Consider the following 25,507-nt stretch of genomic DNA (forward strand, 5'->3'; position numbering starts at 1 on the left):
GGCACTACTCCCAGCGGGAGACCGCCACGGGCGCTCCGTCGAACTCCAGCACGACCCGCTCGTCGGCGACCGGCACGAGGTTCGCGGGGTGCTGCACGGTGAGCACGGTGCCGTCTTCGAGCGCCACCGTGGTGCGGCGGTACGAACCCAGGAAGCTCGTCGAGACGACCTCGGCGGGCACGACGCCGGCCGAGGCGGTTCCGGATGCGCAGTCCGACGCCCGGCTCAGCCGGATGTCCTCGGGCCGCACGAACGCCACGACCTCACCGTCGGGCTGCGTGGCGTCGATCAGCGGCAGCCGCACGGTGCCGAGCTGCACCGTCCCGCCGGACACCGAGCCTCGCATCCGGTTGCTCGACCCCACGAACTCGGCCACGAACGGCGTCGCCGCGCGGGAGTAGATCTCGTCGGGGGCACCGATCTGCTCGATCTGCCCCGAACGCATCACCGCGACCCGGTCGGCGGCCGCGAGGGCCTCCTCCTGGTCGTGGGTGACGAAGACCGTGGTGATGCCGAACTCCTGCTGGATGCGGCGGATCTCGTCGCGCAGCTGCACCCGCACCCGGGCGTCGAGCGCCGAGAGCGGCTCGTCGAGCAGCAGCACGCGCGGCTCGGTGACGAGCGCGCGAGCGAGGGCGACGCGCTGCTGCTGGCCGCCCGAGAGCTCGTGGGCGTAGCGCCCGCCGAAGCCGCCGAGACCGACCATCTCGAGGGCGTCGCCCGCTCGCAGGCGCCGCTCGTCGGCGGGCACCCGGCGCATCCGGAGCCCGAACTCGACGTTGGCGAGCGCCGTCATGTGCGGGAAGAGGGAGTACGACTGGAACACCATGCCGATGTCGCGGGAGCGCGCGGGCAGGCCGGACACGTCGGAGCCGTCGATCAGCACGGTGCCGTCGGTGGCGCTCTCGAGCCCGGCGAGCACGCGCAGAGCGGTCGTCTTGCCGCAGCCCGAGGGGCCGAGCAGGGCGACCAGCTCGCCGGGCTCGATCACGAGGTCGATGCCGTCGAGGGCGCGGGCGCCGCCGGTGAACTCCTTGACGATGCCGCGGAGCTCGACGCGGGAGCCGGTGCTGCGGGGCTCGTCGAGCGCCGGGGTGGCGGGGCGCGGGGGCGAGAGGGTCATCGGAGGGCTGCTTCCTGGGTCGTGGGCTCGGCGGCGCCGGTGGCCGGGGCGAGCGGGGTGGTGGGTGCCGCGGGGGCGGCGGGAGGCGCGGTGCGGCGGCGCCGGGAGCCCGGCCCGCCGCCGATGCGGCCGATGGCGACGAGCAGCACGAAGGCGAACACGAGCGCGAGCAGGGCGATGATCACGGCGATGTACGGGTCGGCCTTCGAGACGACGACGAGCGCCGTCTGCAGGTTCACCCGGTTGAGCAGGGCCGCGATCGTGTACTCGCCGAGCACGACGGCGACGGCGATGAACGCGGCGGCGAGCAGGCCCCGTCGGATGTTCGGCACCACGATCCGGAACAGGATCGTCGCCCAGCCGGCTCCGAGCGATCGCGCCGCCTCGCTCAGGGTCACGACGTCGACGGCCTGCAGGTTCGCCTGGATGGAGCGGTAGGCGTAGGGCAGCACGATGACGCCGTAGGCGAAGGCCAGGGTCCAGACACCGCTGCCGAACATCCGCGCGACCACCGAGTAGACCGGGGCGAGCCCCACCACCAGCACGATCGCCGGGATGGTGATGGGCAGCAGGCAGACGAACTCGAGCACGCGCTGGAGCTTCGGGAAGCGGATGCGCACCAGCACCATCGTCGGCACCAGCAGCACGAGCATCACCGCCACGGTCACGACCGCGAGCAGCAGCGAGTTCGTCAGGCCGGTGACGATGGGCTTGTACTCCCCCGTCAGGCCGCCGCCGAACACCGCGGCCCAGCGGTCGAGGGTGTAGCCGCCGGCCAGGCCGCCGCGCAGGGTGAACTCGAGCATCGAGGCGATCGGCACGAGGAAGAGCAGGCCGATCACGGCGACGATGACCCAGCGCGTGGCGGTCGAGGGGCCCGGATGCACGCCCGAGACGTCGCGGCGGCTCACCGCCTCGGTGCCGGCCGTGTCGCGCGCGCTCATCGCACCCACCGCGCGGTGCGGCGCATCAGCAGCGAGTAGAGGGTCATCACGACGACCATCACCACGATCATCCCGAGCGCCAGGGAGCCGGCGAGGTTCTCGTGACCGAGCACGGTCTCGCTGGTCAGGGCGCTGCGGATCTGCAGGGGCACGATCTGCGAGCCCTGGCTGGTCAGCGCGGCGGCCGTGGCGAAGGAGGAGAAGGCGTTCGCGAACAGCAGCAGCAGGCTGCCGAGGAAGGAGGGCAGCAGCACGGGCAGGCCGATGTGACGCCAGTAGCTGCCGATGCCGCCGCCGAGCATCGCGGTCGCCTCGGCCCACTGGGGCTTGAGGCTCTCGAGCGCGGGCGAGAAGGTGATGATCATCAGGGGCACCTGGAAGTAGATGTACGGGAGGATCAGGCCGGGCACGTCGTAGAGCCAGACGCCGTTCGCGAAGATGTCGACGCCGAGGTTGTCGCGCAGGAGCACGGTGATCATGCCCTGAATGCCGATGGTCGCGACGAAGGCGAAGGCCAGCATCACGCCGCCGAACTGGGCGAGCACACCGCTCGCGGCGTCGACGACCGAGCGCAGGATGCCCGTGGGCTTCGCGCCGATCAGCGCGTAGCAGAACAGGGCGCCGACGAGGGCGCCGATCACGGCCGTCAGGGCCGAGAGCCAGAGCGAGTTGCCGAAGGTGGCGAGGAGCACCGGGTCGCCGAGGGCGGTGATGTTGTCGAGGGTGAACGCGCCGTCGCCGTCGAAGAAGCCGGTGCCGACCGCGATGACGGTCGGGAGGGCGAGGAAGAGCAGGACGTAGGCCGTGAACGGCACGAGCCCGAGCACGCTCCCGCTCCCGGCGAACCGGGAACGGGAGCGTGCTCGGGGCAGGGTGGTCGAGGTCACTGGACCGCCGACGCCCACTTCTCGCCGAGCAGGGTCGAGGCGGCCTCGGCCTGGTCGGCGTCGGGCACGACGGTCTCGCCCGGGACGGTCGGCAGGGCCTTGAACAGGTCCTCGTCGATCGTGCCGGCCTCGGCCATGGCCTCGGCGCGCACGGGGCGGGCGCCGCCGGCGAGCCAGAGGTTCTGGGCGTCGTCGCTGTAGAGGAACTCCTGCCAGAGGCGCGCGGCCGCGGGGTGCGGGGCGTCGACGTTCACGGCCTGGTTGTAGTAGCCCGCGTAGCCGGTGTCCGGGAGGATGGTGACCTTCCAGTTGCGCTGGCCCTCGAGGTCCTTGCCGTAGCCGACGTTGAGGTAGTCCCAGTCGAAGACGACGGGGGTCTCACCGGAGGCGATGGTGGCGGGAGTCGGGTCGATCTTGACGAAGTTGCCGGCCTTCTGCAGCTCGGTGAAGAAGTCGATGCCGGGCTGGAAGTCGTCGACCGAGCCGCCGTTCTGCACCGCGGCGAGGCCGACGGCGGCGAAGGCCGCACCGGCCTGGGTCGGGTCGCCGTTGATGGCGACCTTGCCCTTGTAGTCGGCGCCGAGCAGGTCGTCGAGGCTCTTGGGCTCGGGAACGGCGTCGGGGTCATAGCCGATGGCCATGTATCCGCCGTAGTCGCCGGTCCAGAGGCCGGACTGCTCCTTGAGCGCCTCCGGGATCTCGTCCCAGGTGGCGACCTGGTAGGGGGCGAACTGGTCGGTGCTGGCGAGGGCCACCGCGGCGCCCACGTCGAAGACGTCGGGGGCGGTGTCCTGGCCGGCCAGGTTCTCGGCGGCCTGGATCTCCTCGGCGCTGGACGCGTCGGGGGTGGCCTCGTTGATCGTGATCTCGGGGTACTTCTCGGCGAAGGCGTCGAGCACGGCGCCGTAGTTCGCCCAGTCGCGGGGCAGCGCGATGACGTTCAGCGCGCCCTCCGCCTTGGCGGCCTCCTCGAGGCCCTCCAGGCCGCCGAAGGCGTCGAGGTTCGTGGCGGTGGCGGCGTCGACCGATCCGCCGTCGGTGCTGGAGCCGCCGGTGGCGGAGGCGTCGGCGGAGCAGCCGGCGAGGCCGAGGGCGAGGGCTGCGGCGACGGCGGTGCCGGCGATCGCGAAGCGCTTGGTGAGCAAGGGTTCTCCTTCATGCTGTGTTCGGGGTGACCTCTGGACAGTAGGAGCGCCGGACGTCCCGGCGCCGTCGTGACCGTGAACCGTCCGTGAACGCTCGGTGTCGGCGGTGGTGGGTAGGGTTCTGCTGTGGCCGATGACCTGTCCCCCGCACTCGCCCGTCGAGTCGCCCTCGCTGCCCAGGGCTTCGGCGGAGCATCCGTCGCCGTGCCCGGCACGAGGCAGTTCAACCTGCTGCTGCAGCGCCTCGCCCTGCTGCAGATCGACTCGGTGAACGTCTACGAACGCAGCCACTACCAGCCCGTGTTCGCGCGGCTCGGCGCCTACGACAAGGCGGTGCTCGACCGGGTCACCTACGGGCGCGGGGTCACCGAGTACTGGGCGCACGAGGCGTCGTTCCTGCCGGTGGCGACGCTGCCGCTGCTGCAGTGGCGCAAAGACGAGTACCGCGCCTACTACGCGGCCCGGCCCGACTCGTGGGCGGCGTCGAACGGGGCGACGCTCGACTGGCTGCGGGCCGAGCTCGCCGCGCGCGGGCCGCTGCGGGCGAGCGAGATCGAGCACGAGTCGAACCGGCGGCAGGGGCCGTGGTGGGGGTGGTCCGACGTCAAGCGGGGGCTCGAGACGCTGTTCCGGCAGGGCGACGTGGTGTCGGCGGGGCGACAGCGGTTCGAGCGGGTGTACGGGCTGCCGGCGCAGGTGCTGCCGGCGTCGGTGCTCGACGATGCCGCCTCGGTCTCGCGCTCCGATGCCATCGCGGCGCTGGTCTCGCAGTCGGCCCGGGCCCTCGGCGTGGGCACGCTCGGCGACCTCGCCGACTACTTCCGGCTGAAGCAGGCGGATGCGCGGTCCGCCGTCTCCCGGCTGGTCGACACCGGCGAGCTGCGGCCGGTCACTGTCGCGGGCTGGAACCGGGAGGCGTGGCTGCACCGCGACGCCCGGCTGCCGCGACGGCTGGAGGCGGCCGCCCTCCTCTCCCCCTTCGACCCCGTGGTGTGGCGGCGGGAGCGGGCGCTGCGCATGTTCGACTTCCACTACCGCATCGAGATCTACACGCCGCAGCCGCAGCGCACCTACGGCTACTACGTGCTGCCGGTGCTGATCGACGACCGCATCCCGGCCCGCCTCGACCTGAAGAGCGACCGCCAGGCGGGCGTGCTCCGCGTGCAGGCGGCCTGGGCCGAGCCCAACCTCGACCCCTCCGACGTCCCGCGCATCGCGGCCCTCCTCCGCGCGGCGGCCGCCTGGCAGAACCTCCCCGCCCTCGCCGTCGCCCCCCGCGGCACCCTGGCCCCCGCCCTCACCGCCGCCCTGGCCTGATTCCCCGGCCCCAAAACTGCCCACTCGCGAAATGGGCGGGTGGGTGTACACCGCGCCGAGACCGCGCGGCCCACGGAGTGGGGCGGGCGCGGCGGCGTGTACGGCGCGCCCGCCGGTCGGAGCCGCCGACACGGTGGTTCGCGGAAGACACCGGCCAGGTGCGCCGCAGAGGCGGCGGCGCACAGCGAGCGGCACCGGCGGAGTGCGCGAAGCGCGCGCAGCCGGCGCCGCGAGCGCAGCTAGCTCAGAACGCCCCGCCCATGGCGCGCAGGCGCTCGACGCGGTCGGGGATGGGCGGGTGGGTGGAGAAGAGCTTGTCGATGACGCCCGGCTTGTTGGGGTCGGCGATCCACATGTGCGACATCGAGGAGGACTGGCGCTGCACGGGGCGGCCGTAGGCGGCGAGCTTCTGCAGGGCGCTGGCCAGGGCATCCGGGTGGCGGGTGGTGAGGGCGCCGGTGGCGTCGGCGAGGTACTCGCGCTGCCGGGAGACCGCGAGCTGCACGACGGTGGCGACGAGCGGCGCGATCAGGATCGCGACGAGCCCGAAGACCATGACGATCGGGTTGCCGTTGTTGTTGTTGCGCCCGAAGAAGGCCATGCGCAGGAACATGTCGGCGATGAACCCGACGGCGACGACCAGTCCGAACACGATCATCGAGACGCGGATGTCGTAGTTGCGCACGTGCCCGAGCTCGTGGGCCATGACGCCCTCGAGCTCCGCGTCGTCCATGATGTCGAGGAGACCGGTGGTCGCCGCGACGATCGCGTGCTCGGGGTCGCGCCCCGTCGCGAAGGCGTTGGGTGCCGGATCGTCGATGACGTAGACCTTGGGCATCGGCGTGCCGGTGGTGATCGAGAGGTTCTCGACGATGCGCCACAGGCGCGGGTTGTCGCGCTTCTCGATCTGGTGCGCGCCGCTCATGGCGAGCGCCTGACCGGAGGCCGCGAAGTACTGGATGAGCGCGTACCCGATGGCCACCACGAGCGTGATGATCACGATCGACAGGTTGCCGTAGATGTACGACGCCAGCCACCCCAGCCCGCCGATGATCAGCAGGAACAGCAGGATGATGACGACGGTGTTGCGCTTGTTCTTCGCTATCGCGGAATACATGGATTCCTATCGCGGGGCAGGCCGGCGGGGCAGCGTTAGAACTGCACGCGCGGCGGCTCGGCGATCGCCGCGACGTCGCTGACCTCGAAGAACTCGCGCTCCGAGAAGCCGAGGCGGCGGGCGAAGATCGTGTTGGGGAACTTCTTGATCTTGGTGTTCAGCTCGCGCACACCGCCGTTGTAGAAGCGGCGCGACGCCTGCACCTTGTCTTCGGTGTCGACGATCTCGGCCTGCAGCTGCAGGAAGTTCTGGCTCGCCTGGAGTTGCGGGTAGGCCTCGGCCACCGCGAAGATGCTCTTCAGCGCGTTCTGCATGTGGTTCTCGGCCTGCGACGCCTCGGCGGGGCCCTGGGCGGAGAGCGTCTCGGCGCGGGCGCGGGTGACGTTCTCGAACACCGCCTTCTCGTGCGCGGCGTAGCCCTTGACCGATTCGATCAGGTTGGGCAGCAGGTCGGCACGGCGCTTCAGCTGCACGGTGATGTCGCTCCACGCCTCGTCGACGCGCACGTTCAGGGTGACGAGCGAGTTGTACGTGGCCCAGAGGTAGATGCCGGCGATGACGACCAGGGCGACGACGACGATGAGCGGGATCAGCCATTCCATGCGAGCAGTATATCGACCGGAAAGCGCCCTCTCAGGGGGAAAGCGGTGCTCTCCCAGCTATCCGGTCGTCGTCGCGCCCGCCGCGGTCAGCGCGACTCGGCGAGCAGCCGGAACCAGTGGTACGAGTCCTTCGGGGTGCGGGTGAAGTCTTCGAAGTCGACGTGCACCAGCCCGAAGCGCTGCGTGTACCCGGCGGCCCACTCGAAGTTGTCGATCAGCGACCAGACGTAATAGCCCCGCAGGTCGATCGCCGAGGCCGGCCCGCCGCCGGAGACGGCCGAGATCGCTGCGTCGAGGTGGCCGGCGAGGTAGTCGATGCGGGCGCCGTCGTGCACGTGGGGCGTTCCGTCGGTCTCGTCGAGCTCCCGCGCATCCGGGAACGACGCCCCGTTCTCGGTGACGAACACCGGCGGCAGCGCCTCGCCGTAGCGCTCGGCGAGCTCGTCGAGGGCGACGCCGAGGTACTCGGGCGCGATCGGCCAGCCGAACCCCGTGCTGCGGTACTCGGGGAAGGGCTCGAGATGGAACGGCAGCGATCCCATCGCGCGGGAGGTGCCGTCGGGGGTGGCCGGGCCGCCCGAGCCGGCGGCGATGCGCGTGGGCGCGTAGTAGTTCAGGCCGTAGAAGTCGAGCTTCTGCCCGATCAGCGCGAGGTCGGCCGGATCGGCCTCGCCGAGGGCCGAGAACAGCGGCTCGAAGCCCTCGGGGAACTCGGGGTAGCGGCCGAGCAGCACCGGGTCGGCGAAGACGCGGTTGTGCAGCACGTCGAACAGCTCGGCGAAGGCCACGTCGGCGTCGGAGTCGGTGGCCGCGACGACCGGCGTGTGCACGTTGACCATGCCGATCTCACCGCGCACGTCGGCCGCCCGCAGCGCCTGCACCGCGAGGCCGTGCCCGAGCAGCTGGTGGTGGGCGGCCGGCAGCGCGTTGAACAGACGGGTGGCGCCGGGCGCGTGCACGCCGAGGCCGTAGCCGTAGAGCGTCACGGTGGCGGGCTCGTTGATCGTGGCCCAGCGGCCGATCCGCTCGCCGAAGCGCTCCCCGAGCGCGAAGGCGAGGTCGCCGAAGCGCAGCGCGGTGTCGCGGGCCATCCAGCCGCCGGCCAGCTCGTTGGGCGTGTCCCAGTGGAAGATCGTCGCCATCGTGTCGATGCCGGCGTCGTCGAGGCGGTCGAGCATCCGCTCGTAGAAGTCGACGCCCTCGCGGCGCAACGGCCCCTTGCCCTCGGGCTGCAGGCGCGGCCAGGCGAACGAGAAGCGGTACGAGTCGGCGCCGAGGTCGTGCAGCAGCTCGACGTCCTCCTCCACCCGGTGGTAGAAATCGGATGCGCGGTCGGCGGTCGAGCCGTCGAGGATGCGGCCCGGCTGACTGGTGAACGCGTCCCAGACCGACTGGCCGCGGCCGCCCTCGTGGGTGGCGCCCTCGATCTGGAAGGCGCTCGTCGCCGTGCCGAGCACGAAGCCGTCGGGCAGGCGGCCGCCGAGGTCGCGGGCGAACTCGCGGCGCTCCTCGGGCGTCATCCGCAGGGCGCCGCTCATGCGCCGGCCGGCGTCCCGAGCACGCGGTCGAGGTAGGCGTTCGTGAACAGGCCGCGGGGGTCGAGCCGGTCGCGCAGCGCCACGAAGGCGCCGTGCTGCGGATAGAGCGCCGACAGATCGGCGGCGGAACGGGTGTGCAGCTTGCCCCAGTGGGGGCGGCCGGCGTGGGCGGTCATGATCTCCTCGACCGCTTCGAAGTACTCGCGGTGGTCTTCGCGATAGTAGCGGTGAACCGCGATGTAGCCGCTGTCGCGGCCCGAGGCCGTGGAGAGCCAGAGGTCGTCGGCGGGGGCGAACCGCACCTCGATCGGGAACGAGATGCGCCAGCCACGCTCCTCGATCAGCGCGTCGATCGACCGCAGCACCGCGGGCACGTCGGCGGCCGGCACGGCGTACTCCATTTCGCGGAAGCGCACGGTGCGGCGGGTCGCGAAGACGCGGTGCGACCGGTCGGAGAACTCGCGGTTCGACCAGAGCCGCTCGGCCAGGCCGTTCACGGTCGGGATGATCCCCGGCACCATCCGGCCCGCGGCGCAGGTGACCCCGTAGACGCCGTTCGCGAGCAGGGTGTCGTCGACGAACGCGCTCATCCGCGAGAGGGGCCGTGTCGGCGCTCCGGCCGGGAGCCGGGTGTTCGTCTTGGTGACGGCCGAACGGGTGTGCGGGAACCAGTAGAACTCGAAGTGGTCGCTCGTGTCGACGAGGCCCTCGGGGCCGTGCAGAGCGTCGAGCACCGCGTCGAGCGGCGCCGGGCGCTCGACGGCGTGCAGCACGAACTCCGGAACGCACTGCAGCGTCACCTCGACGATGATGCCGAGGGCGCCGAGCGAGAGCGCGGCCGCCGGCAGCAGCTCCGCGTTCTCGTGCTCGTCGATGCGCAGCAGCTCGCCGTCGGCGGTCACCAGGGTGAGCCCGACGACCTGGGTGGCGAGGCCGCCGAAGCGGGCGCCGGTGCCGTGGGTGCCGGTGGAGATCGCCCCGCTGATCGACTGCCGGTCGATGTCGCCCATGTTCGCCAGCGCGAGCTCGTGGGGGCCGAGCAGGGCGGGCAGCTGGTGCAGGCGGGTTCCGGCGAGCAGGGTGACCCGGGAGCGCTCGCGGTCGACCGAGACGAGGCCGCTCAGGGCGTCGAGCTCGAGCAGCACGCCGGTCGCCACCGCGATGCCCGTGAAGCTGTGGCCGGCGCCGACCGCCTTGATGCGCTGCCCGCCGCGGGCCGCCGCCCGCAGGGCGCGCTGCACGGCTCCGATGCTCGTCGGCCGCTCGACCCGCTGGGGCTTCACCCGCTCGGTGCGCGCCCAGTTGCGCCAGGTGCCGTTCGCCGCCGTCACAGGAACGCCTGCCCCTCGCCGCGGTAGCTCGGCAGCTCGTCGACCACGGCGCCGTCGTCGACCACGCAGAAGGTGTTCACGTGCTCGGCCAGCTCCCCCGACTTGGTGTGCCGCAGCCAGACCCGGTCGCCCACGGCGAGCGCCGCCGCCGTGCGACCGGACAGGGGCGTCTGCACCTCCCCCGCCATCTCGCGGGCCTGCATCCGGGTGCCGCGGGGCCAGACGACCTCGGGCAGCCGGTCGGGGGCGGGCGGGCCGGAGGCGATCCAGCCCCCGCCGAGCAGCGTGGCCATGTCGGGGCGGGGCTTCCGCACCACCGGCAGCGCGAAGGCCGCAGCCGGCGCGGGCGTGAAGCGGGAGTAGGTGTCGAAGAGGTGCCCGCCGAACAGGCCCGAGCCGGCCGCGACCTCGGTCACGGAGGGGTCGGCGCTCGTCGACTCGAGCGATCCGGTGCCCCCGCCGTTGACGAACTCGAGCGGCGCGACCGCGCGCACCGCCGCCACCGCGGCGCCGCGGCGCTCGGCGAGCTCGGCGGCCGAGTGCCGCTGCATCCAGTCGATCACGCGGCCCTTCACCAGGCGGTCGGCGAGCCCGCCCCGGGGGCGGTTGCCGACGCCCGCGATCTGCGACTCGTAGGCCATCATTCCCACGAGGGCGAAGCCGGGCCGGCGCGCGATCTCCACGGCGAGCGTCCGTGCCTCGTCGGCGGTCGCGACGGGCGAGCGCCAGACGCCGAGGCGGCCGAGCCCCGGGGCGGAGAACGACGCGTCGAGCTCGATGGCCACGCGGATGCGCGGCCGAGCCTCCGGCGCGACGGCCGAGTCGATCAGGTCGAGGTGGGCGACCGAGTCGACCATCAGGGTCACCCCCGCCGCCGCGCGCTCGTCGGCCGCGAGGGCCCGGATCGCCTCCCGGTCCGCGGTCGGGTAGCCCACCACGATGTCGGGCATCTCGTCGGGGCGGCGGCCCGCCAGCCAGAGCGCCTCGGGGAGCGTGTAGGCGAGAATGCCCGCGTATCCGGGCAGCGCGAGCACCGCATCCTGAACCGCCCGCACCCGCACGGACTTGCTCGCCACCCGGATCGGCATGCCCCCGGCTCGCCGGAGCATGGAGTGGGCGTTGTGGCGCAGAGCGGCGAGGCCGATCACGGCGACGGGCGGCTCGCGGTCGGCGGTCGCGGCGGTGAGGCCGCGCCAGTAGCGCTGCTGGTCGCGCCACGGCTGCCCGTCGGCGGGGTGCGGACTGAGGTCGAGGGTCATCGCACGCTCCTCGCGCCGGGATGGGTGGGGTGGGCGGATGCGCGGCTCGCGCCGAGGGCCGGGGGCGTCGCACTCATCGCACGCTCCGCACGCGGCTGACGGCGAGGGCACCGCCGAAGCCGAAGAGCGCCGAGACGAGGAAGAGGGCCGGGAAACCGCCGAGCAGGGTGACGATCGCCGCGCCCGCCAGCGGGGCGACGGCCTGGGGCACGGCGGTGGCGATGTTCATGATGCCGAGATCCTTGCCGCGGGAGGCCGGGTCGGGCAGCACCTGCGTGGCGAGCGCCTGGTCGACCGAGAGGAAGCAGCCGTAGCCGAGGCCGAGCAGGGCCGCCCCGATCATCGTGGCCGTCAGCTCGGGCACGAACGCGAGCAGCAGCGCGGCCAGCGCCTGCAGCACCGCGGCCGCCAGCACGAACACGCGCCGTCGCCGCAGCCGGTCGCTCAGCGCCCCCGCCACCACCGAGGCGAGCACCACGAAGATCGTGTAGATCACGATCAGCACGAGCAGGTCGTCCTCGGCGTTCGGGTCGTTCAGGCCGAACATCAGGAAGTACAGCAGCAGGGTCGTGCCGAGCGCGTTGCCGATGTTCACGAGGATGCGGCTGAGCAGGGTGAAGCCGAAGTCCGGATGCTCGCGCGGACTCACCCAGAAGCCCTCCACCAGGGCGCGGAGGGTCAGGGGCGGCCGTTGCGCGGGGTGCAGCCGCGCATCCGGCACCAGGAGGCAGAACGGCGCCACGAGCAGCACCAGCAGCACCGCCATCGCCGTGTAGCCGAGCAGCTGCCCGGTGAAGAGCAGGGTGGCGAGCAGCACGCCGAGGATGAGGCCGACCGCCTGGGGCGCGGAGATGAACGCCGAGACGAGACCGCGCTGATCGACCGGCACCTGGTCGCTGATGGCGGCGGTGAGGGCGGCGGAGAGGACGCAGAAGCCGACGATGGCGAGCGTCCAGAAGACGGCGATGCCGACGAGACCGGTCTGGAGGCCGAGGAGGAGGAGGGAGGCGGCGAAGAGGAGGGTGCCGCCGGCGATCCAGGGGCGGCGGCGGCCGAAGCGGGAGGTGGTGCGGTCGGAGAGGGCGCCCGTGACGGGGAAGGCGATCAGGGCGAAGACGCCGGCGACGGCCGAGATGACGCCGAAGGCGATCACGCTGTCGGTCCACGCGGGGGTGCCGCCGGCGCCGGTGCCGGACACTGCCAGGTGCTCGTCGATCTGGAGTGGGAGGAGGAGCTGCACGGGGGTGAGCTGGGCCATCCAGATGCCGAGCCAGGCGGCGCCGAAGAGGGCGACCCAGCGGCCGCCGACGCGGCGGGTGGGTTCGGCGAGCGCGTCCGGCTGCGGGCCGGCGGCGGGGGTGGAGGCGGTGGGCGGGACGGCGGTCATGCGGGCTCCCCGGGTCGGGTGGGCGGTGCCGGAGTGGGGGCGAGGGGGCGGGATGGCTCGGTGAGGGAGCGGGATGGGTCGGCGAGGGGGCGGGGCGGCTCGCCGAGGGGGCGGGGCGGCACGGTGAGGGGGCGGGACTCCGCCGCCAGGGCGCGGGCCGCGAAGGCCGCGGTGCGGTGGGCGCGGGTGTCGTCGGCGTCGGCGAGCCACGCCAGGGCGAGACCGTCGGTCAGGGCGACCAGGTGCGCGGCGAGCTCGTCGAGGGGGCGCTGCCACGCGCATCCGGTTCTCTCGGCGGCCTTGGTGAGCGACGCCGCGGCGAGCGCCCGGTAGCCCTCGTACTGTCGGGCGGCGAGGCCCTCGAGCCCGGGCGTGCGCATGGAGTACTGGGTGAGCTCGAACATCGCCCGCTCGCGCTCGGGTGCCTCGCGCACCGTGTCGAGGTAGCGAAGCAGACCGCGCTCGAGCAGCTGCCCGAGGCTCTCGCCGTCGCGCGGCGGCACGGCGAGCACCACCTCGGTGCGGCCGATCACGTCGCCGACGAGTTCGGCGAGCAGCTCCTCGCGGGAGGCGAAGGCGTAGTGGAAGCTCGCCAGCTTCATGCCGGCCTCGTCGACGATCGCGCGGGTCGTGGCCCCGGCGACCCCGACGCGGGAGATCACCGTGAAGGCCGCGGCGAGCAGCCGGCGGCGGCGCTCGGCGACGGGCAGGCGGGCCATGCGCGCTCCTCGCGGTCGGCGGATCCGGATGCGGCGAGTGGGTCAGATGACCCAGTCGCGCCAGTATGGCCCAGCGGCGGTGGTGACGTCTACGGCTGTCTTGTGAATTCCATCCGAAACGCGGCGGGGGTGTTTTGCCGGCGCGGGCCCGTCTGGCTGAATGGGACGCGGTGTCGGCATCGCGGAGCGGGTGGGAACGAACGCCGTCGCCCCGCCGCGACGGCGGCGGACGGGTGCGCGCGGCGCTGGTCCTGGCCTCGGCCCTCGCGCTTGCCGGGGTCGCCGCCCTCGGAGCGGTGCCGGGCCTCGCGGGCTCGTCGGCCCCCGCCTCGGCCGCGCCGCTGCCGGCCGCCGCGCCGGGCGAGACCGTCGCGCCGAGCGAGTCGCCCACGCCCAGCGCTCCGTCGCCCTCGCCGTCGCCCGCGCCCGATCCGGCTCCCGCGCCCGCCCCGCCCGAAGTCACCCCCGCCCCGGGCGAGACCGTGACGCCGACGCCGCCACCCGTCGAGAACGTGCAGCCGAGCATCCTGAGCCCCGCCGCCGGCGCCCTCGTGGCGAGCGGCGTGGTCGTCGAGGGCACCGCCACGCCCGGCGCCTCGGTTCAGCTGCTGACCGCCGGATCGTCGGAGCCGCTCTGCATCGCCACCGCCGACGGCGACGGCTCCTGGAGCTGTGCCGTCGCACTCGAGAGCTCACCGTCGACCACGCTGCGCGCCGTCGCGCTCGTCACCGGCGCCGACTCGGCGGCGACCGCGGTCGACCTCGCCGTGCTGAACGCCCCCGTCGTCACCGGGGGCCTGCGCGGCAGCCTCACGAACGGCGTCGTCGCGGGCACCGCCTTCCCGGGCGCGACCGTCACCGCGACCGCCGGGGCCTTCAGCTGCACCGGAACCGCCGACGCCTCGGGCGCCTGGGTCTGCCCGCTCGCCGACGGGATCGCCGACGGCGACTACTCGGTGACCGCCATCCAGTCCACGGCCTGGAGCGGCAGCGCCTCCTCCCCGTCGAGCGAACCCGTCGCCATCAGTGTCGACGTCACCGTTCCGGCGGCGCCCTCGCTCGCGTCCCCGCCGTCGGGGGCGACCGTCGCCCTCGCGGGTCAGGTGTTCAGCGGCCGGGGCGAGCCGGAGGCGACCGTCTCGGTGTTCGCCGGCGCGCAGGTGCTCTGCGAGACCACCGTCGGCGCCGACGGGGCGTGGTCGTGCACCGCCGCCGCGGCTCCGGCCGGCACGCACCGGGTCGCCGTGCTGCAGCAGGACGGCGCGGGCAACGTCAGCGTGCAGTCCGGCCCCTCGACCCTGTTGTTCCAGGATGCGGCCGCCCCCGCCACCCCGCCGGGCACCGCCCCGGGCACGCCGACCGCCCCCGCGGGCCCCGCGGCCGGCACCCCGGGCGCGGCCCCCTCCACGCCCGACGGCACCCCGGCCGCGCCCGGATCGCCCGCCGGGCCCACGCCGGGCGACGCCGCGCCGTCCGCGCCCGGCACCCCCGCGGCGCCCGGAACCGCACCGGCGCCCGCCGCCCCCGCGCCCGGCACCTGGTCGGACGCCACCCGCTTCACCACCGCCCTCCAGCCCGCCCTCGGGCCGAGCACGACGGCGCTGTGGTGGGTGGCGCTGCTCGCCGGGGTGCTGGCGCTGCTGCTGATCGCCCTGCCGACGCGCCTGCTCGCGGGGGCGCTCGGGACCCTGCGGGCCCTGGCGCCGGTCGGTGCCGGCGACGGGACCGGGGTCGGGTCCGTTGGCGGGACCGGGGGCAGGTCCGGGGGCGGGTCCGGGAGGCACGTGTCTTCGTCCGCGCCCGGCGGCACCGCTGCGCTCGCCGCCCGCCTCGTCGCGGCGAGCGACCGCGTGCTCGGCCGCAACCGCTCGGCCGTCGAGTACGACGTGGCCCCGCAGCTCACCGTCGGCCCCGTCGCCCGGGGGGTGCTCGTGCTGCTCGCCTCGGCCGCGGCCGTCACGCTGTCGGCCCCGGTGTCGGGCGAGCCCGCCTATCTGCGCCTGTTCCTCGCGGTGGCCGCCGCGCTCGCGCTCGTCAGCGCGGTCGCCACGGTGGTGCCGTCGGCCGTGGCCCGGGCGGCGTTCGGGGTCGCGAGCCGGGTGCACGTGCATCCGTCGTACTTGCTCGTGTCGGCCCTGCTCGCCCTCGTCACGCGGATGCTCGACCTGCAGCCCGCGCTCGTCTTCGGGCTCGTGGCGGGCCTCGCCGTGGCCGAGGGCACCCGCCGGGCCGAACGCGGGGCGCTCGCCACGGTGCAGCTCGTGGCGCTGCTCGTGCTCGGCGGAGCGGCCTGGCTCGTGTCGGGCGTGCTGCAGCCCGGCGCGGATTTCGTCGGATCCTCGCTCGGCTCGACGTCGACCGCCGCGCTCCCGGGCGATCCGGTGCTCGCGGCGGCATCCGAGTTCGTGCACGTGGTGGCGCTCGCGTCGTTCGGCTCAGCGGCCGTGCTGCTCGTGCCCGTCGGACGTTCGCTCGGGCGCCGGCTGCTCGACTGGTCGCCGGCGACGTGGGTGCTGCTGACCGTGCCGTCGTTCGCGGTGCTCGCGATGCTGTTCGCGCCGTGGTTCCTGGAGCGCACGGCCGCGAACCCGGGGTCGGCGGTGCTGTTGCCGGTGCTCGCCGCGGGCTTCGCGGCGGTGTGCGTCGCGGTCTGGGCCTGGACGCGCTTCATCGCGACCGACGACGACCCGGACGCCGCCTAGCCCGCCCTGCCCGGCGCCGGCTCGCTCTCGCGACATCGCGGAATGTTACGCCCCCGGCGCCGCTTCCCCGGAGGCCGACTTAGGCTTGACGGGTGACGAACACGCAGCCCTCCCCCGCTTCCGACGATTACGCCGGCCGCCTCACCGCCGCCGCGCCCGGCCACGACGACACCGCGCGCGACCACCGGCTCGTCGCGCACCCGAGCGCACCCACCGTCACGCCCGAGGAGTTCAAGGCGGCCTTCCGCAACCACCCGGCCGGGGTCGCGGTCATCACGGCCGACGCCGGCGACGGCCCCGTCGCCCTGACCGCCACCTCCGTCTTCTCGGTCAGCGTCGAGCCGCCGCTCCTCGTCTTCTCGATCTCGGAGCTGTCGTCCTCGACGCCCACGATCCGGCGCAGCGAGACCGTCGTCGTGCACCTGCTCGGCGCGGCCCAGCTCGACATCGCCAAGCTCGGGGCCACGAGCGGCATCGACCGCTTCGCCGACACCTCGATCTGGACGCGCCTGCCCACGGGCGAGCCCTACTTCCCGGCGGCGCACGCGTGGATCCGCGGCCGCGTCGTCAACACCATGGAGGCCGGCGGCTCGACCGTCGTCGCCGTGCAGGCCCTCGAGACCAAGGCCCCGCCCGCCGACGACCCCGCGGCCGACGCGGCCACGGCCGAGCCGCTCGTCTACCACAACCGCACCTGGCACCGCCTCGGCGACCACTCCAAGATCGTCTGACCCACCCGGCCGGTCAGGCCGCGTCAGCCCCGCAGCCGCGCGACGAGCTCCGCCGTCACCTCGAACGGCACCGCCGCTCCCCGCAGCCCCGAATCGACCAGCACCGGGTGCAGCTCGAACGAGCCGGGCACGAGAGCGGCCCCCGAAGCCGTGATGACCCGCACCGGCACCACCCGGCTCCCGCCGGACGGGACGGTGACGGTCTCGCCGAGCATCCCGTAGTCGCTGTACCCGAACGAGAACTCGGCGGTGCCGGGCTCGGTGACCACCCCGAGCACCACGAGCTCGCTCGAGAAGAGCTCGACGGGCGCCGACCCTCGGTTGACGACCTCGATCGACGACGGGAAGCCGTCGGCGGGCCAGCGCAGCTCCAGCGCCCGGCGGCGCTCGGCGCGGGACGGCCGTACCGGGTGGGGCAGCGGGTCCATCATCACGACGGCGCGCGGTGCAGCCGGCGGCCCGTCGGGCTCCTGATCCAGGTAAGCGTGCTGCAACTGGCCAAGCCACCACCGCCTCTCGCCGCTCGCCACCTCCGGCGCTCCGACGACGACCGAGTCGGGCGAGTACCGGTGGAGCACCCGCCAGCCGTCGGCGGGCAGGTGCTCGGCACCGTCCACGACTTGCTCGGCCCCCAGCTCGACGACGAGTTCCGTCAGCGCCCGCCCCTCCCCCGCCAGTGCCTCGGCGTCGACGGAGTGGAAGGCGATCCGCGGTGACTCGTCCGAGGTGGGCACGCGCCCATGATGCCACTCCCGGGCGCGCGCGGCACGACTATCGTGGGGCCATGCGGATGCGGAGGGCGGCGACGGCGGCGGCCCTGGCGGCGCTGACCGCGGGCCTCCTGAGCGGATGCGCGCTGCTCTCGGGCCCGAACCCGTGCCTTCCGGGGCTCGCCGTCACCCCATCCCCGGCCGTCGCCGGAGAGACGATCACCGTGACCGCCGAGAAGTGCGACGTCGCCGTGCCCGACGAGGGCTGGACGGTCGTGCTCGGACACGCGGAAGGCGCCCCGATCGTCACCGAGTCCACCTCGCAGGCCTTCGACGGGACGTTCGAGCTGACCGTCGAGCTGCCGTCCGACTTCCCCGAGGGCCAGGCCTACGTCGACATCGCCAACTGGGTCTACGTGCCCTGCGACGACACCGGCAGCTGCGCCTCGGCCGACCGGCCGTTCGACGTCATCGCGCCGTAGCGAGCCCGACCGCGCCGGGGCCGGCCGGGCCGCCCGTCAGGCCCCGTGCTGCTCCCGCAGGCGCGGGAGGATCTCGGCGCCGTAGAGCTCGATGAAGCGGCGCTGGTCGGCGCCCGGGCCGTGGAAGACGAGGTGCTTGAACCCGAGGTCGATGTACTCGTTGATGCGGGCGACGTGCTCGTCGGGATCGGTCGAGACGATCCAGCGGGAGGCCGCGCGCTCGATCGGCAGGGCGTCGGCGAGACGCTGCATCTCGATCGGGTCCTCGACGCCCATCTTCTCCTCGGGCGTGAGCGCGAGCGGCGCCCAGTACCGGGTGTCCTGCAGGGCCCGCTCGCGGTCGTGGTCGAACGAGACCTTCATCTCCATCAGCGTGTCGACGTCGTCGGCGGTGCGCCCGCCCTTCTCGATGCCCTCCTCGAGCGCGGGCAGGAGCGTCTCGGTGTAGAGCTCGCGCTTCTTGCCCGAGGTGGTGATGAAGCCGCTCGCCATGCGGCCGGCGAGGCGGGTCGCGGCCGGGCCCGAGGCGCCGATGTAGATCGGCACGGGCGCCGCGGGCTTGTCGTAGATCGTCGCGTCCTGCGTGCGGAAGTACTGGCCCTCGTAGGTCACGCGGTCTTCGGCCCAGAGGGTCTCGATGATCGTGATGGCCTCCTTCAGGCGGGCGAAGCGCTCCTTCATCTCGGGCCAGGGCAGCCCCAGCACGACCTCGTTCAGCGCCTCGCCGCTGCCCACCCCGAGGATGACCCGCCCCGGGAACAGCGCCCCGAGCGTGCCGAACGCCTGCGCGACGACCCCCGGGTGGTAGCGGAAGGACGGCGTCAGCACGCTCGTGCCCATGATGATCTTCTCGGTGCGCGCCCCGAGCGCCCCGAGCCACGGCATGGCGGCCGGCGCGTGCCCGCCCTCGTGGTTCCAGGGCTGGAAGTGGTCGGACACGAAGATCGAGTCGAAGCCGGCCTGCTCGGCGAGCACCCCGTACTCCAGGAGCTCGGCGGGACCGAACTGCTCGGCCGAGGCCTTGTAGCCGAAGCGGAAGGGGATGGTCATGCGGTGCTCCTCGCTCGAGTGCGGGGCCCCGACGGCATCGAGGGCCCGATCGTCAGTCTAAAGCGCACGCGGTCAGCGACGGATGCGCGACAGCGCCTCCTCGAAGCTGCCGACCGGCGTCATCATCGCCCCGACATCGGGTTCGAACCGGCCGCCGTCGTCACGCTCCCCGTCGGGGTCGGAGACGACGATCACCCGGGCATCCGCCAGCCGGCAGACCCGGATCTTGTAGTTGACGCTCACCCGTTCGCGCGGCCGCTGCTCGACCACCACGACATCGGGCGGGAAGCTCGGCGAGGTCAGCAGCTGCCCGAGCGAGCTCGCGGCGACCGTGAGCTCGACGCCCTCGACCTCCGCCACCCGCTCGATCTTGGCGGCGAGGGCGTCGGCGTCGGCGTCGAACAGACCCACCTTCACCATCTGCGTCGCCACCTCGTCCCCCGGTCTGCGCGGGCATCGTCGCCCGACCGCACACGCGCCGGCTGCGCAGCCGACCCTCCGACGGTACACCCATCCCCCACCGCCCCGAACGGGCGGAGCCGCGATCCTGCACCCCGGGTGACTGTTCGCTGGTGCTTCCCCGAACGTCCAGCGAACGCCCGCCGAGGCGGATCTAGCCTCGGGCTGACACCTCGGAGGCCCCCATCCGCACGCACACCCCACCGCCCTCCGGCCTCGACCGCCGTGACCTCCTGCGGGCCGGTCTTCTCGCGACCCCGGTGCTCGCGGCGAGCCTCGTCGGGTCGCCCTCGCGAGCCGCCGCCGGCACTTCGACGGGCCCCACCGGGCCCGTCACCTCCGTGCTCGAGCACGGCGCGGCGCCGGGCAACAGCGGGAGCCAGAACGCGAGCGCCTTCGCCGACGCGGTCGCGGCGGTGGCGAAGCTCGGCGGCGGCACGGTGGACTTCTCCGACCTGCCCCTCGCGTTCGACGGCGCGCTGCGGATGCCTCCGAACGTCAGCGCCCGCGGCGGGGCGGTGATCACCTTCTCGCCGGGAGCGAAGTGGATCTACGGCACGGGCCACGACTCCACCACCTTCCAGGCGAAGGTCGAGGGCATCCGCATCACCCGCAGCCTGGCCTCGAGCGACGGCCTGTCCATCCCGAAGGGCTCCGTGTTCCTGCAGCTCGAGGGCTGCCGTGACCTCACGATCAGCGGATGCTCGTTCCACGGCGCCGAGGTCGCGATCTCCCAGCCCGCGGCGGCCGGCCTGCCGAACCATGCGAACTCGATGATCGTGATCGCCGGCAACCACTTCAGCGAGGTGGACTACGCCTGGAGGGCGAGCCGGCACGCCCGCTCGAAGTGGGGCGTGAACAGCGACAGCGTCTTCTCGGGCAACATCGTCAACCACGCCTACGTCACCCACGTGCACTGCGACTCGATCGACGGGGTGAGCGTGACGGGCAACACCTTCTTCTTCCCCGGGCACCAGGAGGGCACGTCGGGAGCGCCGTCGCGCATCCGGGACAAGCGCAGCAACGTGTTCATCGGCGAGTCGAACTGGGTGCACGTGCACGACAACAACTGCTTCGAGGCCGGCACCGACGCCATCCGGCTGGAGGGGGCGCGCACCGCCAACATCACCGGCAACAACATCGCCTGGCCCGGACAGGTGACGCCCTCCGACGGGATCGCGGTCGGAGGCAACCCGGGCAGCGAGACCCTGAAGCTGGTCGTGGCGTCGAACCAGATCACCTACTACACCCGGCACGCCGTCTCGGTCACGGGCCCCGCCCAGGCCTGCAGCCTGGGGCTCGACACCGTGTACTTCCAGGCGCATCCGCCCACCTACTTCGGCAGCGACGACCTCGGTTCCGACGACGACCACCACCGCTACTTCGTCGACGACTCGGTGCAGCTGCTGCCGACGATCGCGGCCGGCGCGTCAGGCCGGGCCGGCGAGAGCGACCGCCTGCCGGGAGTCGCGGGCCCCGGCCTGACGTCCGTCACCGCCCTCGGCGCTCTCGCCGCGACCAGCGCGGCGAACGTCGTCGCCGACTTCGCGGCGGGCGGCTCGGCCCCGACGTTCGCGTGCCAGAGCGCCGGGAGGGCGACGACCGCCTACGGGGCCCTCGTCGTGGTGACGGCACGGCGGCACGGCGCTGACGGCTCCCCGTCGGCGACCTACCTGCTGCTGGTGTCCAAGGCGCCGGTGCCCGGTGGGGGCCCGACGCTCGGGTCGGCCGTTCTGGTCGCCTCGGCGGGGTGTGTCGACGGGTCGACAAGCGAGCATCCGTCGTTCACCTGGGCCCTCGCCGATGACCGTCTCGTCGCCACGGCCGTCGGGTCGACGAAGGGCGCGGGGTTCTGCTTCGACGCGACCTCGACGGGGGATCTCGTGCTCAGCTGAGCGGCGCCGAGGGGCCCTCGGTGGGCGCGGCAGCCGGAGCGAGCGTTGCGGGCCGAGCCCGGGCGGGGCGTCCCGACCACCACACGTACAGCGACGCGGCGGTGAGCACCGCGACCGCGATCACGACCCACCACGGGAAGGTGGGGATCTCGGGTCGCTGTCCCGCGCCGTCGACGTCGACCTGCGGTGTGGGGATGACCCGCTCACCGGTCACGAGGATGCGGTGGCTGTTCACGCCCAGCGGCGTGCAGGTGACGAGGGTGACGAGGTCGCGCCCGTCGACGGGCAGGAGGCTCTGGGTCTCGGTCGGCTCGACCACCCGTGTGTCGACCACGCGGTAGGTGAGCACCTCGCCGAGCACCTCGATGGTGAAGCTGTCGTCGAGCTCGACCCGGTCGAGGTGGGTGAAGAGCTCGGAGGTCGCGAGGCCGCGGTGCGCGGTGAGCACCGAGTGGGTGGTCACGCCTCCGACGGGGACGGCGGTGCCCTCGAGGTGGCCGACACCGTGGTCGAGCACGTCGGCGCTCGTGCCGTGGTAGCGATCACCGAGCCCATGCCCGCAGAGGAGGTCGAGAAGACCATCCGAGAGGAGCGCGCCAACGTCACTCCGTTCCCGAGTGTCAGAGGTACACGTGATGATCTAGACCAGATCGACGAAGACGACCTGCAGAACCTCCGCCACGCGGCTGGCCGCGACGACAGCGCAGAGGACATTGACCCGGAGACCACATGACCAAGAGCGGGGCCTACGACCCCTTCGAGCACGCCGAACGGCTAGGCATCGAAGTGGTCTTCGGACGGCTCCGCAGCGCCCACGGTCTCTGGGTGCCCGACCACCGCACCATCATCCTGAAGCGCGGGATGCGCGTGCTCCACGAGCGCAGCGTTCTTGCCCACGAGCTCGGTCACGTGTGCCTCGGCCACGAAGAGTCGAACAGCCGCAACGAGTTCCTCGCCGACAGATGGGCCGCTCGCAAGCTCATTGCCCCCGACCACCTCGCCGAGGTGGCTCGCGTCCATCACGACCCCGCCCAGTGGTGCATCGAACTCAATGTCACCCCCCACATGCTCGAGACCTACCTCGCGCTCCAGCCCGCCTAGGAGGACACCGTGGCCGGCAGCATCACCCCGTACGACACCACCGCAGGGAAGCGCTACAGAGTCCGGTACCGGAAGCCCGACAAGTCGCAAACCGACAAGCGCGGGTTCCGCACGAAGCGTGAGGCCGAGCTCTTTCTGGCCTCCGTCACTGTGTCGAAGGCTCTCGGCGACTACATCGACCCAGCACTCTCGCGGGTGACAGTTGGAGACCTCGCCCCGCGCTGGCTCGCATCCAAGAAGTTTCTGAAGCCGTCGTCGGTTCGACCACTAGAGACCGCGTGGATGGTGCACGTCGCTTCCACCTGGGAACATCGCGAGATCTCATCGATCGTTCCCTCGGAGGTTCAAGCGTGGGTAGGCGAACTCTCGTCGCGCCGGTCGCCCACGGTGGTCATTCGAGCTCACGGTATCCTCGCCGGCATCCTTGACACCGCTGTCGCAGACCGCCGACTGCCCCGCAACCCAGCACGAGGCGTGAGCCTTCCGCGCAAGACCGGCAAGGCGCAGCGCGCCTACCTCACCCACGACCAGGTTCACACCCTCGCAGCGACATCCGCGTACCCGAGCATCGTGCTCTGCCTGGCCTACACCGGCCTCCGCTGGGGTGAGCTCACAGCGCTCCGAGTGCGACACGTGAACGCCCTCCGACGTCGGCTGCATGTAGAAGAGAACGCGGTGAAGGTGGGCCCGGTCATTCACGTGGGAACGCCCAAGGGGCACGAGAAGCGGTCGGTCCCGTACCCACCGTTCGTAGGCCTCCGCCTGGCCGAACTCTGCACAGGCAAGGGGCCCAGCGCTCTCGTCTTCGGCGACGGCTCCACGCACATCAACCCGCCCCGACAGCACCAACGGATGGTTCGTCGCAGCGGTGCGCCGCTGTCAGTCCCGTGACCCGGAGTTCCCCATGCTTACTCCGCACGACCTCCGGCACACAGCAGCGTCGCTAGCGATCAGCTCAGGCGCCAACGTGAAAGCCGTGCAGAAGATGCTGGGCCACGCCTCGGCCGCAATGACCCTCGACACGTACGCCGACCTATTCGACGACGACCTCGATGCGGTCGCCAACCGCCTGCAGGAGAGCGCGCGCCAGGCAAGTGTGGGCAAGACGTGGGCAGAGGCGATCACCGGTTAACGGCGAAGACCCCTCCTGCCCCGCAATTATGCGGGACGGAGGGGTCTAGGGAGTGGTACCCCCAGAGGGACTCGAACCCTCACTGAAACGATTTTAAGTCGTCTGCCTCTGCCGATTGGGCTATGGGGGCGGAAGCCTCAGCGTACCGGGCGCGGCCGGTGGAGCGGCGGCGGCGCGGGCGGGCGACGCGAGGCGGGAACGAGAGCGCCGCGCATCCGGAGCCCGTGAGGGGCAGGGGATGCGCGGCGCGCGTCGTGGGAGGCCCGGAGGGGCTACTCGCCGGCCGGGGCCTTCGCGGCGGCCTTGGTGCGCGGCTTGGTGGCCTTCGCCTTGGGCGCCTCGGGCGAGGAGTCGGTGGCGGCCACGCCGTTGACCTCGGCGGTCGCGGCGGGCTCGGACGAGTACGAGCCGGGCAGCTCGGCGTTCGCCGGCTTCTCGCCGGAGGCCGGCGCAGCGGAGCCGGCGTCGGGCGCGGACGCCGCAGCAGGCGCAGCCGTCGGCGGCACCGGCGCGGCGGCGGGGGCCGCCGGACGCGGACGCGACGCGAACTCCTCGAACACGGCCCGCGGGTGAACGCGCGCCTCGAGCGAAACGTTGTCGCGGCCGAGGAAGAAGTTGTTCACCCAGCCCCAGATGACGCGCAGCTTGCGCTCCCACGACGGCATGGCCAGGCCGTGGTAGCCGCGGTGCGCGAACCAGGCCGGGAGGCCCTTGATGGCGAGCTTGCCCGACTGGAACACGCCGACGCCGAGGCCGAGGCCGGCGACCGCGCCCATGTTCTTGTGGAAGTAGTCCTTCACGCCCTCGCCACGCAGCGACGCGACGATGTTCTTCGCGAGGAGCTTGCCCTGACGCACCGCGTGCTGGGCGTTCGGCACACAGAAGCCGCCGACGCCGCCACCGGTGAGGTCGGGCACGGCCGACACGTCGCCGGCGCCCCAGGCGCCCTCGACGATGCCGTCGTCGCCCTCGACCCGCAGGTCGGCGCGCACGCGCAGACGGCCGCGCTCCTCGATCGGGAGGTCGGTGCCCTTCAGCATCGGCGAGGCCATGACGCCCGCGGTCCAGATGATCAGGTCGCTCTCGAAGCTCTCGCCGGTCGACAGCTCGACGACGCCGCCCACGGCGGACTTGAGCTGCGTGTCGAGGTGGATCTGGGCCCCGCGCTTGGCGAGGTTGTCGATCACCCAGAGGCTCGTCTTCAGGCTGACCTCGGGCATGATCCGGCCCATGGCCTCGATCAGGTGGAAGTGGGTGTCTTCGAAGTCGATCTCGGGGTAGCTCGAGATGAGGGCGCTGACGAAGGAGCGCAGCTCGGCGAACACCTCGATGCCCGCGAAGCCGCCGCCGACGACGACGACGGTGAGCAGGCGGTCGCGCTCGGGGCCGGGGGCCATCTGGGCGGCCTTGTCGAAGTTGACGAGGATGCGGTCGCGGATCGCGGTCGCCTCCTCGATGGTCTTGAGGCCGATCGCCTCGTCGGCCACACCGGGGATGGGGAAGGTGCGCGACACCGAACCGGCGGTGACGACGATCTGGTCGTACTCCTCCTCCCACGTGTCGCCCGCGTTCGAGGCGATCGTCGCGGTCTTGGAGGCGTGGCTGATGCCCGTCACCTTGCCCGCGATCACGCGGGTCTTCTTCAGGTGACGACGGATGCCGACGACGGCGTGACGGGGCTCGATCGAGCCCGCGGCCACCTCGGGGAGGAAGGGCTGGTACGTCATGTACGGCAGCGGGTCGACGACGGTGACGTCTGCCTCACCGGCACGAAGCCACTTCTCCAGCTTCCAAGCGGTGTAGAAACCGGCGTAGCCGCCGCCGACAATCAGGATCTTGGGCACAGTGAAACGATCTCCTCAGTACAGGGGCCTGC

The 25,507-nt window shown here is 72.7% G+C and carries 25 protein-coding genes and 1 tRNA gene; 9 read left to right on the top strand and 17 right to left on the bottom strand.

Features of this window, described 5'->3' with window-relative positions:
- Nucleotides 1–4 precede the first annotated feature (4 nt).
- From ITJ64_RS16125 to ITJ64_RS16140, 4 genes are read right to left on the bottom strand one after another with little or no spacing between them, the layout of a single operon-like run.
- Entirely contained in the window at nucleotides 5–1,123 is a 1,119-nt protein-coding gene (locus ITJ64_RS16125) for an ABC transporter ATP-binding protein (RefSeq protein ID WP_194681716.1), read from the bottom strand.
- Complete coding sequence (locus ITJ64_RS16130) at nucleotides 1,120–2,067, bottom strand: ABC transporter permease (protein WP_194681717.1); 948 nt, start codon at nucleotides 2,065–2,067, stop codon at nucleotides 1,120–1,122. The genes ITJ64_RS16125 and ITJ64_RS16130 overlap by 4 nt, the downstream gene beginning before the upstream one ends.
- On the bottom strand, nucleotides 2,064–2,954 hold the full coding sequence (locus ITJ64_RS16135; RefSeq protein WP_370545222.1) for an ABC transporter permease: 891 nt from the start codon (nucleotides 2,952–2,954) through the stop codon (nucleotides 2,064–2,066). The genes ITJ64_RS16130 and ITJ64_RS16135 overlap by 4 nt, the downstream gene beginning before the upstream one ends.
- Nucleotides 2,951–4,099 carry an ABC transporter substrate-binding protein gene (locus ITJ64_RS16140; RefSeq protein WP_194681718.1) on the bottom strand — a complete coding sequence of 383 codons (1,149 nt, stop codon included), beginning with the start codon at nucleotides 4,097–4,099 and terminating at the stop codon, nucleotides 2,951–2,953. Before ITJ64_RS16140 ends, ITJ64_RS16135 begins: the two co-directional genes overlap by 4 nt.
- A 126-nt stretch (nucleotides 4,100–4,225) precedes the next feature.
- On the opposite strand from ITJ64_RS16140, the gene ITJ64_RS16145 reads away from it, so the two are divergent.
- Nucleotides 4,226–5,416, top strand: coding sequence for a DNA glycosylase AlkZ-like family protein (locus tag ITJ64_RS16145; protein WP_194681719.1), 1,191 nt, complete (start codon nucleotides 4,226–4,228; stop codon nucleotides 5,414–5,416).
- A 244-nt stretch (nucleotides 5,417–5,660) separates the two neighbouring features.
- On the opposite strand, the gene ITJ64_RS16150 is transcribed toward ITJ64_RS16145, so the two are convergent.
- The 7 genes from ITJ64_RS16150 to ITJ64_RS16180 all read right to left on the bottom strand — a co-directional run bounded on the left by ITJ64_RS16150 (nucleotide 5,661) and on the right by ITJ64_RS16180 (nucleotide 13,369).
- On the bottom strand, nucleotides 5,661–6,533 hold the full coding sequence (locus tag ITJ64_RS16150) for a M48 family metallopeptidase (RefSeq protein ID WP_194681720.1): 873 nt from the start codon (nucleotides 6,531–6,533) through the stop codon (nucleotides 5,661–5,663).
- A gap of 35 nt (nucleotides 6,534–6,568) precedes the next feature.
- Nucleotides 6,569–7,135, bottom strand: coding sequence for a LemA family protein (locus ITJ64_RS16155; protein WP_173181474.1), 567 nt, complete (start codon nucleotides 7,133–7,135; stop codon nucleotides 6,569–6,571).
- Between the two features lie 86 nt (nucleotides 7,136–7,221).
- Nucleotides 7,222–8,673, bottom strand: a complete 1,452-nt coding sequence (locus ITJ64_RS16160; protein ID WP_228508697.1) for a glycoside hydrolase family 1 protein — start codon at nucleotides 8,671–8,673, stop codon at nucleotides 7,222–7,224.
- Entirely contained in the window at nucleotides 8,670–10,004 is a 1,335-nt protein-coding gene (locus ITJ64_RS16165; RefSeq protein ID WP_194681721.1) for a D-arabinono-1,4-lactone oxidase, read from the bottom strand. The genes ITJ64_RS16160 and ITJ64_RS16165 overlap by 4 nt, the downstream gene beginning before the upstream one ends.
- Nucleotides 10,001–11,263, bottom strand: coding sequence for an alanine racemase (locus ITJ64_RS16170; protein WP_194681722.1), 1,263 nt, complete (start codon nucleotides 11,261–11,263; stop codon nucleotides 10,001–10,003). Before ITJ64_RS16170 ends, ITJ64_RS16165 begins: the two co-directional genes overlap by 4 nt.
- A 73-nt stretch (nucleotides 11,264–11,336) precedes the next feature.
- Nucleotides 11,337–12,650, bottom strand: coding sequence for an MFS transporter (locus tag ITJ64_RS16175; RefSeq protein ID WP_194681723.1), 1,314 nt, complete (start codon nucleotides 12,648–12,650; stop codon nucleotides 11,337–11,339).
- The gene (locus ITJ64_RS16180) at nucleotides 12,647–13,369 is read right to left on the bottom strand and encodes a TetR/AcrR family transcriptional regulator (protein ID WP_194681724.1); all 723 of its coding nucleotides are present in this window, start codon (nucleotides 13,367–13,369) and stop codon (nucleotides 12,647–12,649) included. Before ITJ64_RS16180 ends, ITJ64_RS16175 begins: the two co-directional genes overlap by 4 nt.
- Before the next feature lie 170 nt (nucleotides 13,370–13,539).
- On the opposite strand from ITJ64_RS16180, the gene ITJ64_RS16185 reads away from it, so the two are divergent.
- A complete protein-coding gene (locus tag ITJ64_RS16185; RefSeq protein ID WP_194681725.1) occupies nucleotides 13,540–16,071 on the top strand; it encodes an Ig-like domain-containing protein in 2,532 nt (843 codons plus the stop codon).
- 92 nt (nucleotides 16,072–16,163) lie between these two features.
- A complete protein-coding gene (locus ITJ64_RS16190) occupies nucleotides 16,164–16,802 on the top strand; it encodes a flavin reductase family protein (RefSeq protein ID WP_194681726.1) in 639 nt (212 codons plus the stop codon).
- A 23-nt stretch (nucleotides 16,803–16,825) separates the two neighbouring features.
- Here ITJ64_RS16190 and ITJ64_RS16195 read toward each other — a convergent pair whose 3' ends face one another.
- A complete protein-coding gene (locus tag ITJ64_RS16195; protein ID WP_194681727.1) occupies nucleotides 16,826–17,536 on the bottom strand; it encodes a hypothetical protein in 711 nt (236 codons plus the stop codon).
- Between the two features lie 50 nt (nucleotides 17,537–17,586).
- Here ITJ64_RS16195 and ITJ64_RS16200 point away from each other — a divergent pair, with 50 nt between their 5' ends.
- Entirely contained in the window at nucleotides 17,587–17,994 is a 408-nt protein-coding gene (locus ITJ64_RS16200) for a hypothetical protein (protein ID WP_194681728.1), read from the top strand.
- A gap of 36 nt (nucleotides 17,995–18,030) precedes the next feature.
- On the opposite strand, the gene fgd is transcribed toward ITJ64_RS16200, so the two are convergent.
- Both fgd and ITJ64_RS16210 read right to left on the bottom strand, forming a co-directional pair.
- Nucleotides 18,031–19,044 carry a glucose-6-phosphate dehydrogenase (coenzyme-F420) gene (fgd, locus tag ITJ64_RS16205; RefSeq protein WP_194681729.1) on the bottom strand — a complete coding sequence of 338 codons (1,014 nt, stop codon included), beginning with the start codon at nucleotides 19,042–19,044 and terminating at the stop codon, nucleotides 18,031–18,033.
- A gap of 72 nt (nucleotides 19,045–19,116) precedes the next feature.
- Entirely contained in the window at nucleotides 19,117–19,455 is a 339-nt protein-coding gene (locus ITJ64_RS16210) for a hypothetical protein (protein ID WP_194681730.1), read from the bottom strand.
- A 308-nt stretch (nucleotides 19,456–19,763) separates the two neighbouring features.
- Here ITJ64_RS16210 and ITJ64_RS16215 point away from each other — a divergent pair, with 308 nt between their 5' ends.
- Nucleotides 19,764–21,398 carry a right-handed parallel beta-helix repeat-containing protein gene (locus ITJ64_RS16215; protein WP_194681731.1) on the top strand — a complete coding sequence of 545 codons (1,635 nt, stop codon included), beginning with the start codon at nucleotides 19,764–19,766 and terminating at the stop codon, nucleotides 21,396–21,398.
- Here ITJ64_RS16215 and ITJ64_RS16220 read toward each other — a convergent pair.
- Nucleotides 21,391–21,915, bottom strand: a complete 525-nt coding sequence (locus tag ITJ64_RS16220; RefSeq protein ID WP_370545223.1) for a class C sortase — start codon at nucleotides 21,913–21,915, stop codon at nucleotides 21,391–21,393. The two genes, ITJ64_RS16215 and ITJ64_RS16220, sit on opposite strands and share 8 nt — an antisense overlap.
- Between ITJ64_RS16220 and ITJ64_RS19005 the strand changes: the two genes are divergently transcribed.
- Genes ITJ64_RS19005 through ITJ64_RS19410 form a run of 4 tightly spaced genes read left to right on the top strand, consistent with a single transcriptional unit; the run spans nucleotide 21,904 to nucleotide 23,631 of the window.
- Nucleotides 21,904–22,131, top strand: a complete 228-nt coding sequence (locus ITJ64_RS19005; RefSeq protein ID WP_228508700.1) for a hypothetical protein — start codon at nucleotides 21,904–21,906, stop codon at nucleotides 22,129–22,131. The genes ITJ64_RS16220 and ITJ64_RS19005 overlap by 12 nt on opposite strands.
- Nucleotides 22,128–22,499, top strand: a complete 372-nt coding sequence (locus ITJ64_RS16225) for an ImmA/IrrE family metallo-endopeptidase (RefSeq protein WP_194681732.1) — start codon at nucleotides 22,128–22,130, stop codon at nucleotides 22,497–22,499. The genes ITJ64_RS19005 and ITJ64_RS16225 overlap by 4 nt, the downstream gene beginning before the upstream one ends.
- Nucleotides 22,500–22,508: 9 nt before the next feature.
- Nucleotides 22,509–23,390, top strand: coding sequence for a site-specific integrase (locus tag ITJ64_RS16230; RefSeq protein WP_370545224.1), 882 nt, complete (start codon nucleotides 22,509–22,511; stop codon nucleotides 23,388–23,390).
- Between the two features lie 13 nt (nucleotides 23,391–23,403).
- Nucleotides 23,404–23,631 (top strand): tyrosine-type recombinase/integrase, encoded by a 228-nt coding sequence (locus tag ITJ64_RS19410; protein WP_370545225.1) that lies wholly within the window; start codon nucleotides 23,404–23,406, stop codon nucleotides 23,629–23,631.
- Nucleotides 23,632–23,684: 53 nt separating this feature from the next.
- Here ITJ64_RS19410 and ITJ64_RS16235 read toward each other — a convergent pair.
- Nucleotides 23,685–23,761 (bottom strand) — tRNA-Leu (locus tag ITJ64_RS16235).
- 142 nt (nucleotides 23,762–23,903) lie between these two features.
- Nucleotides 23,904–25,475 carry an FAD-dependent oxidoreductase gene (locus ITJ64_RS16240; protein WP_194681733.1) on the bottom strand — a complete coding sequence of 524 codons (1,572 nt, stop codon included), beginning with the start codon at nucleotides 25,473–25,475 and terminating at the stop codon, nucleotides 23,904–23,906.
- Nucleotides 25,476–25,507 lie beyond the last annotated feature (32 nt).

Source organism: Herbiconiux sp. VKM Ac-1786 (assembly GCF_015350805.1).
GTDB lineage: Bacteria > Actinomycetota > Actinomycetes > Actinomycetales > Microbacteriaceae > Herbiconiux.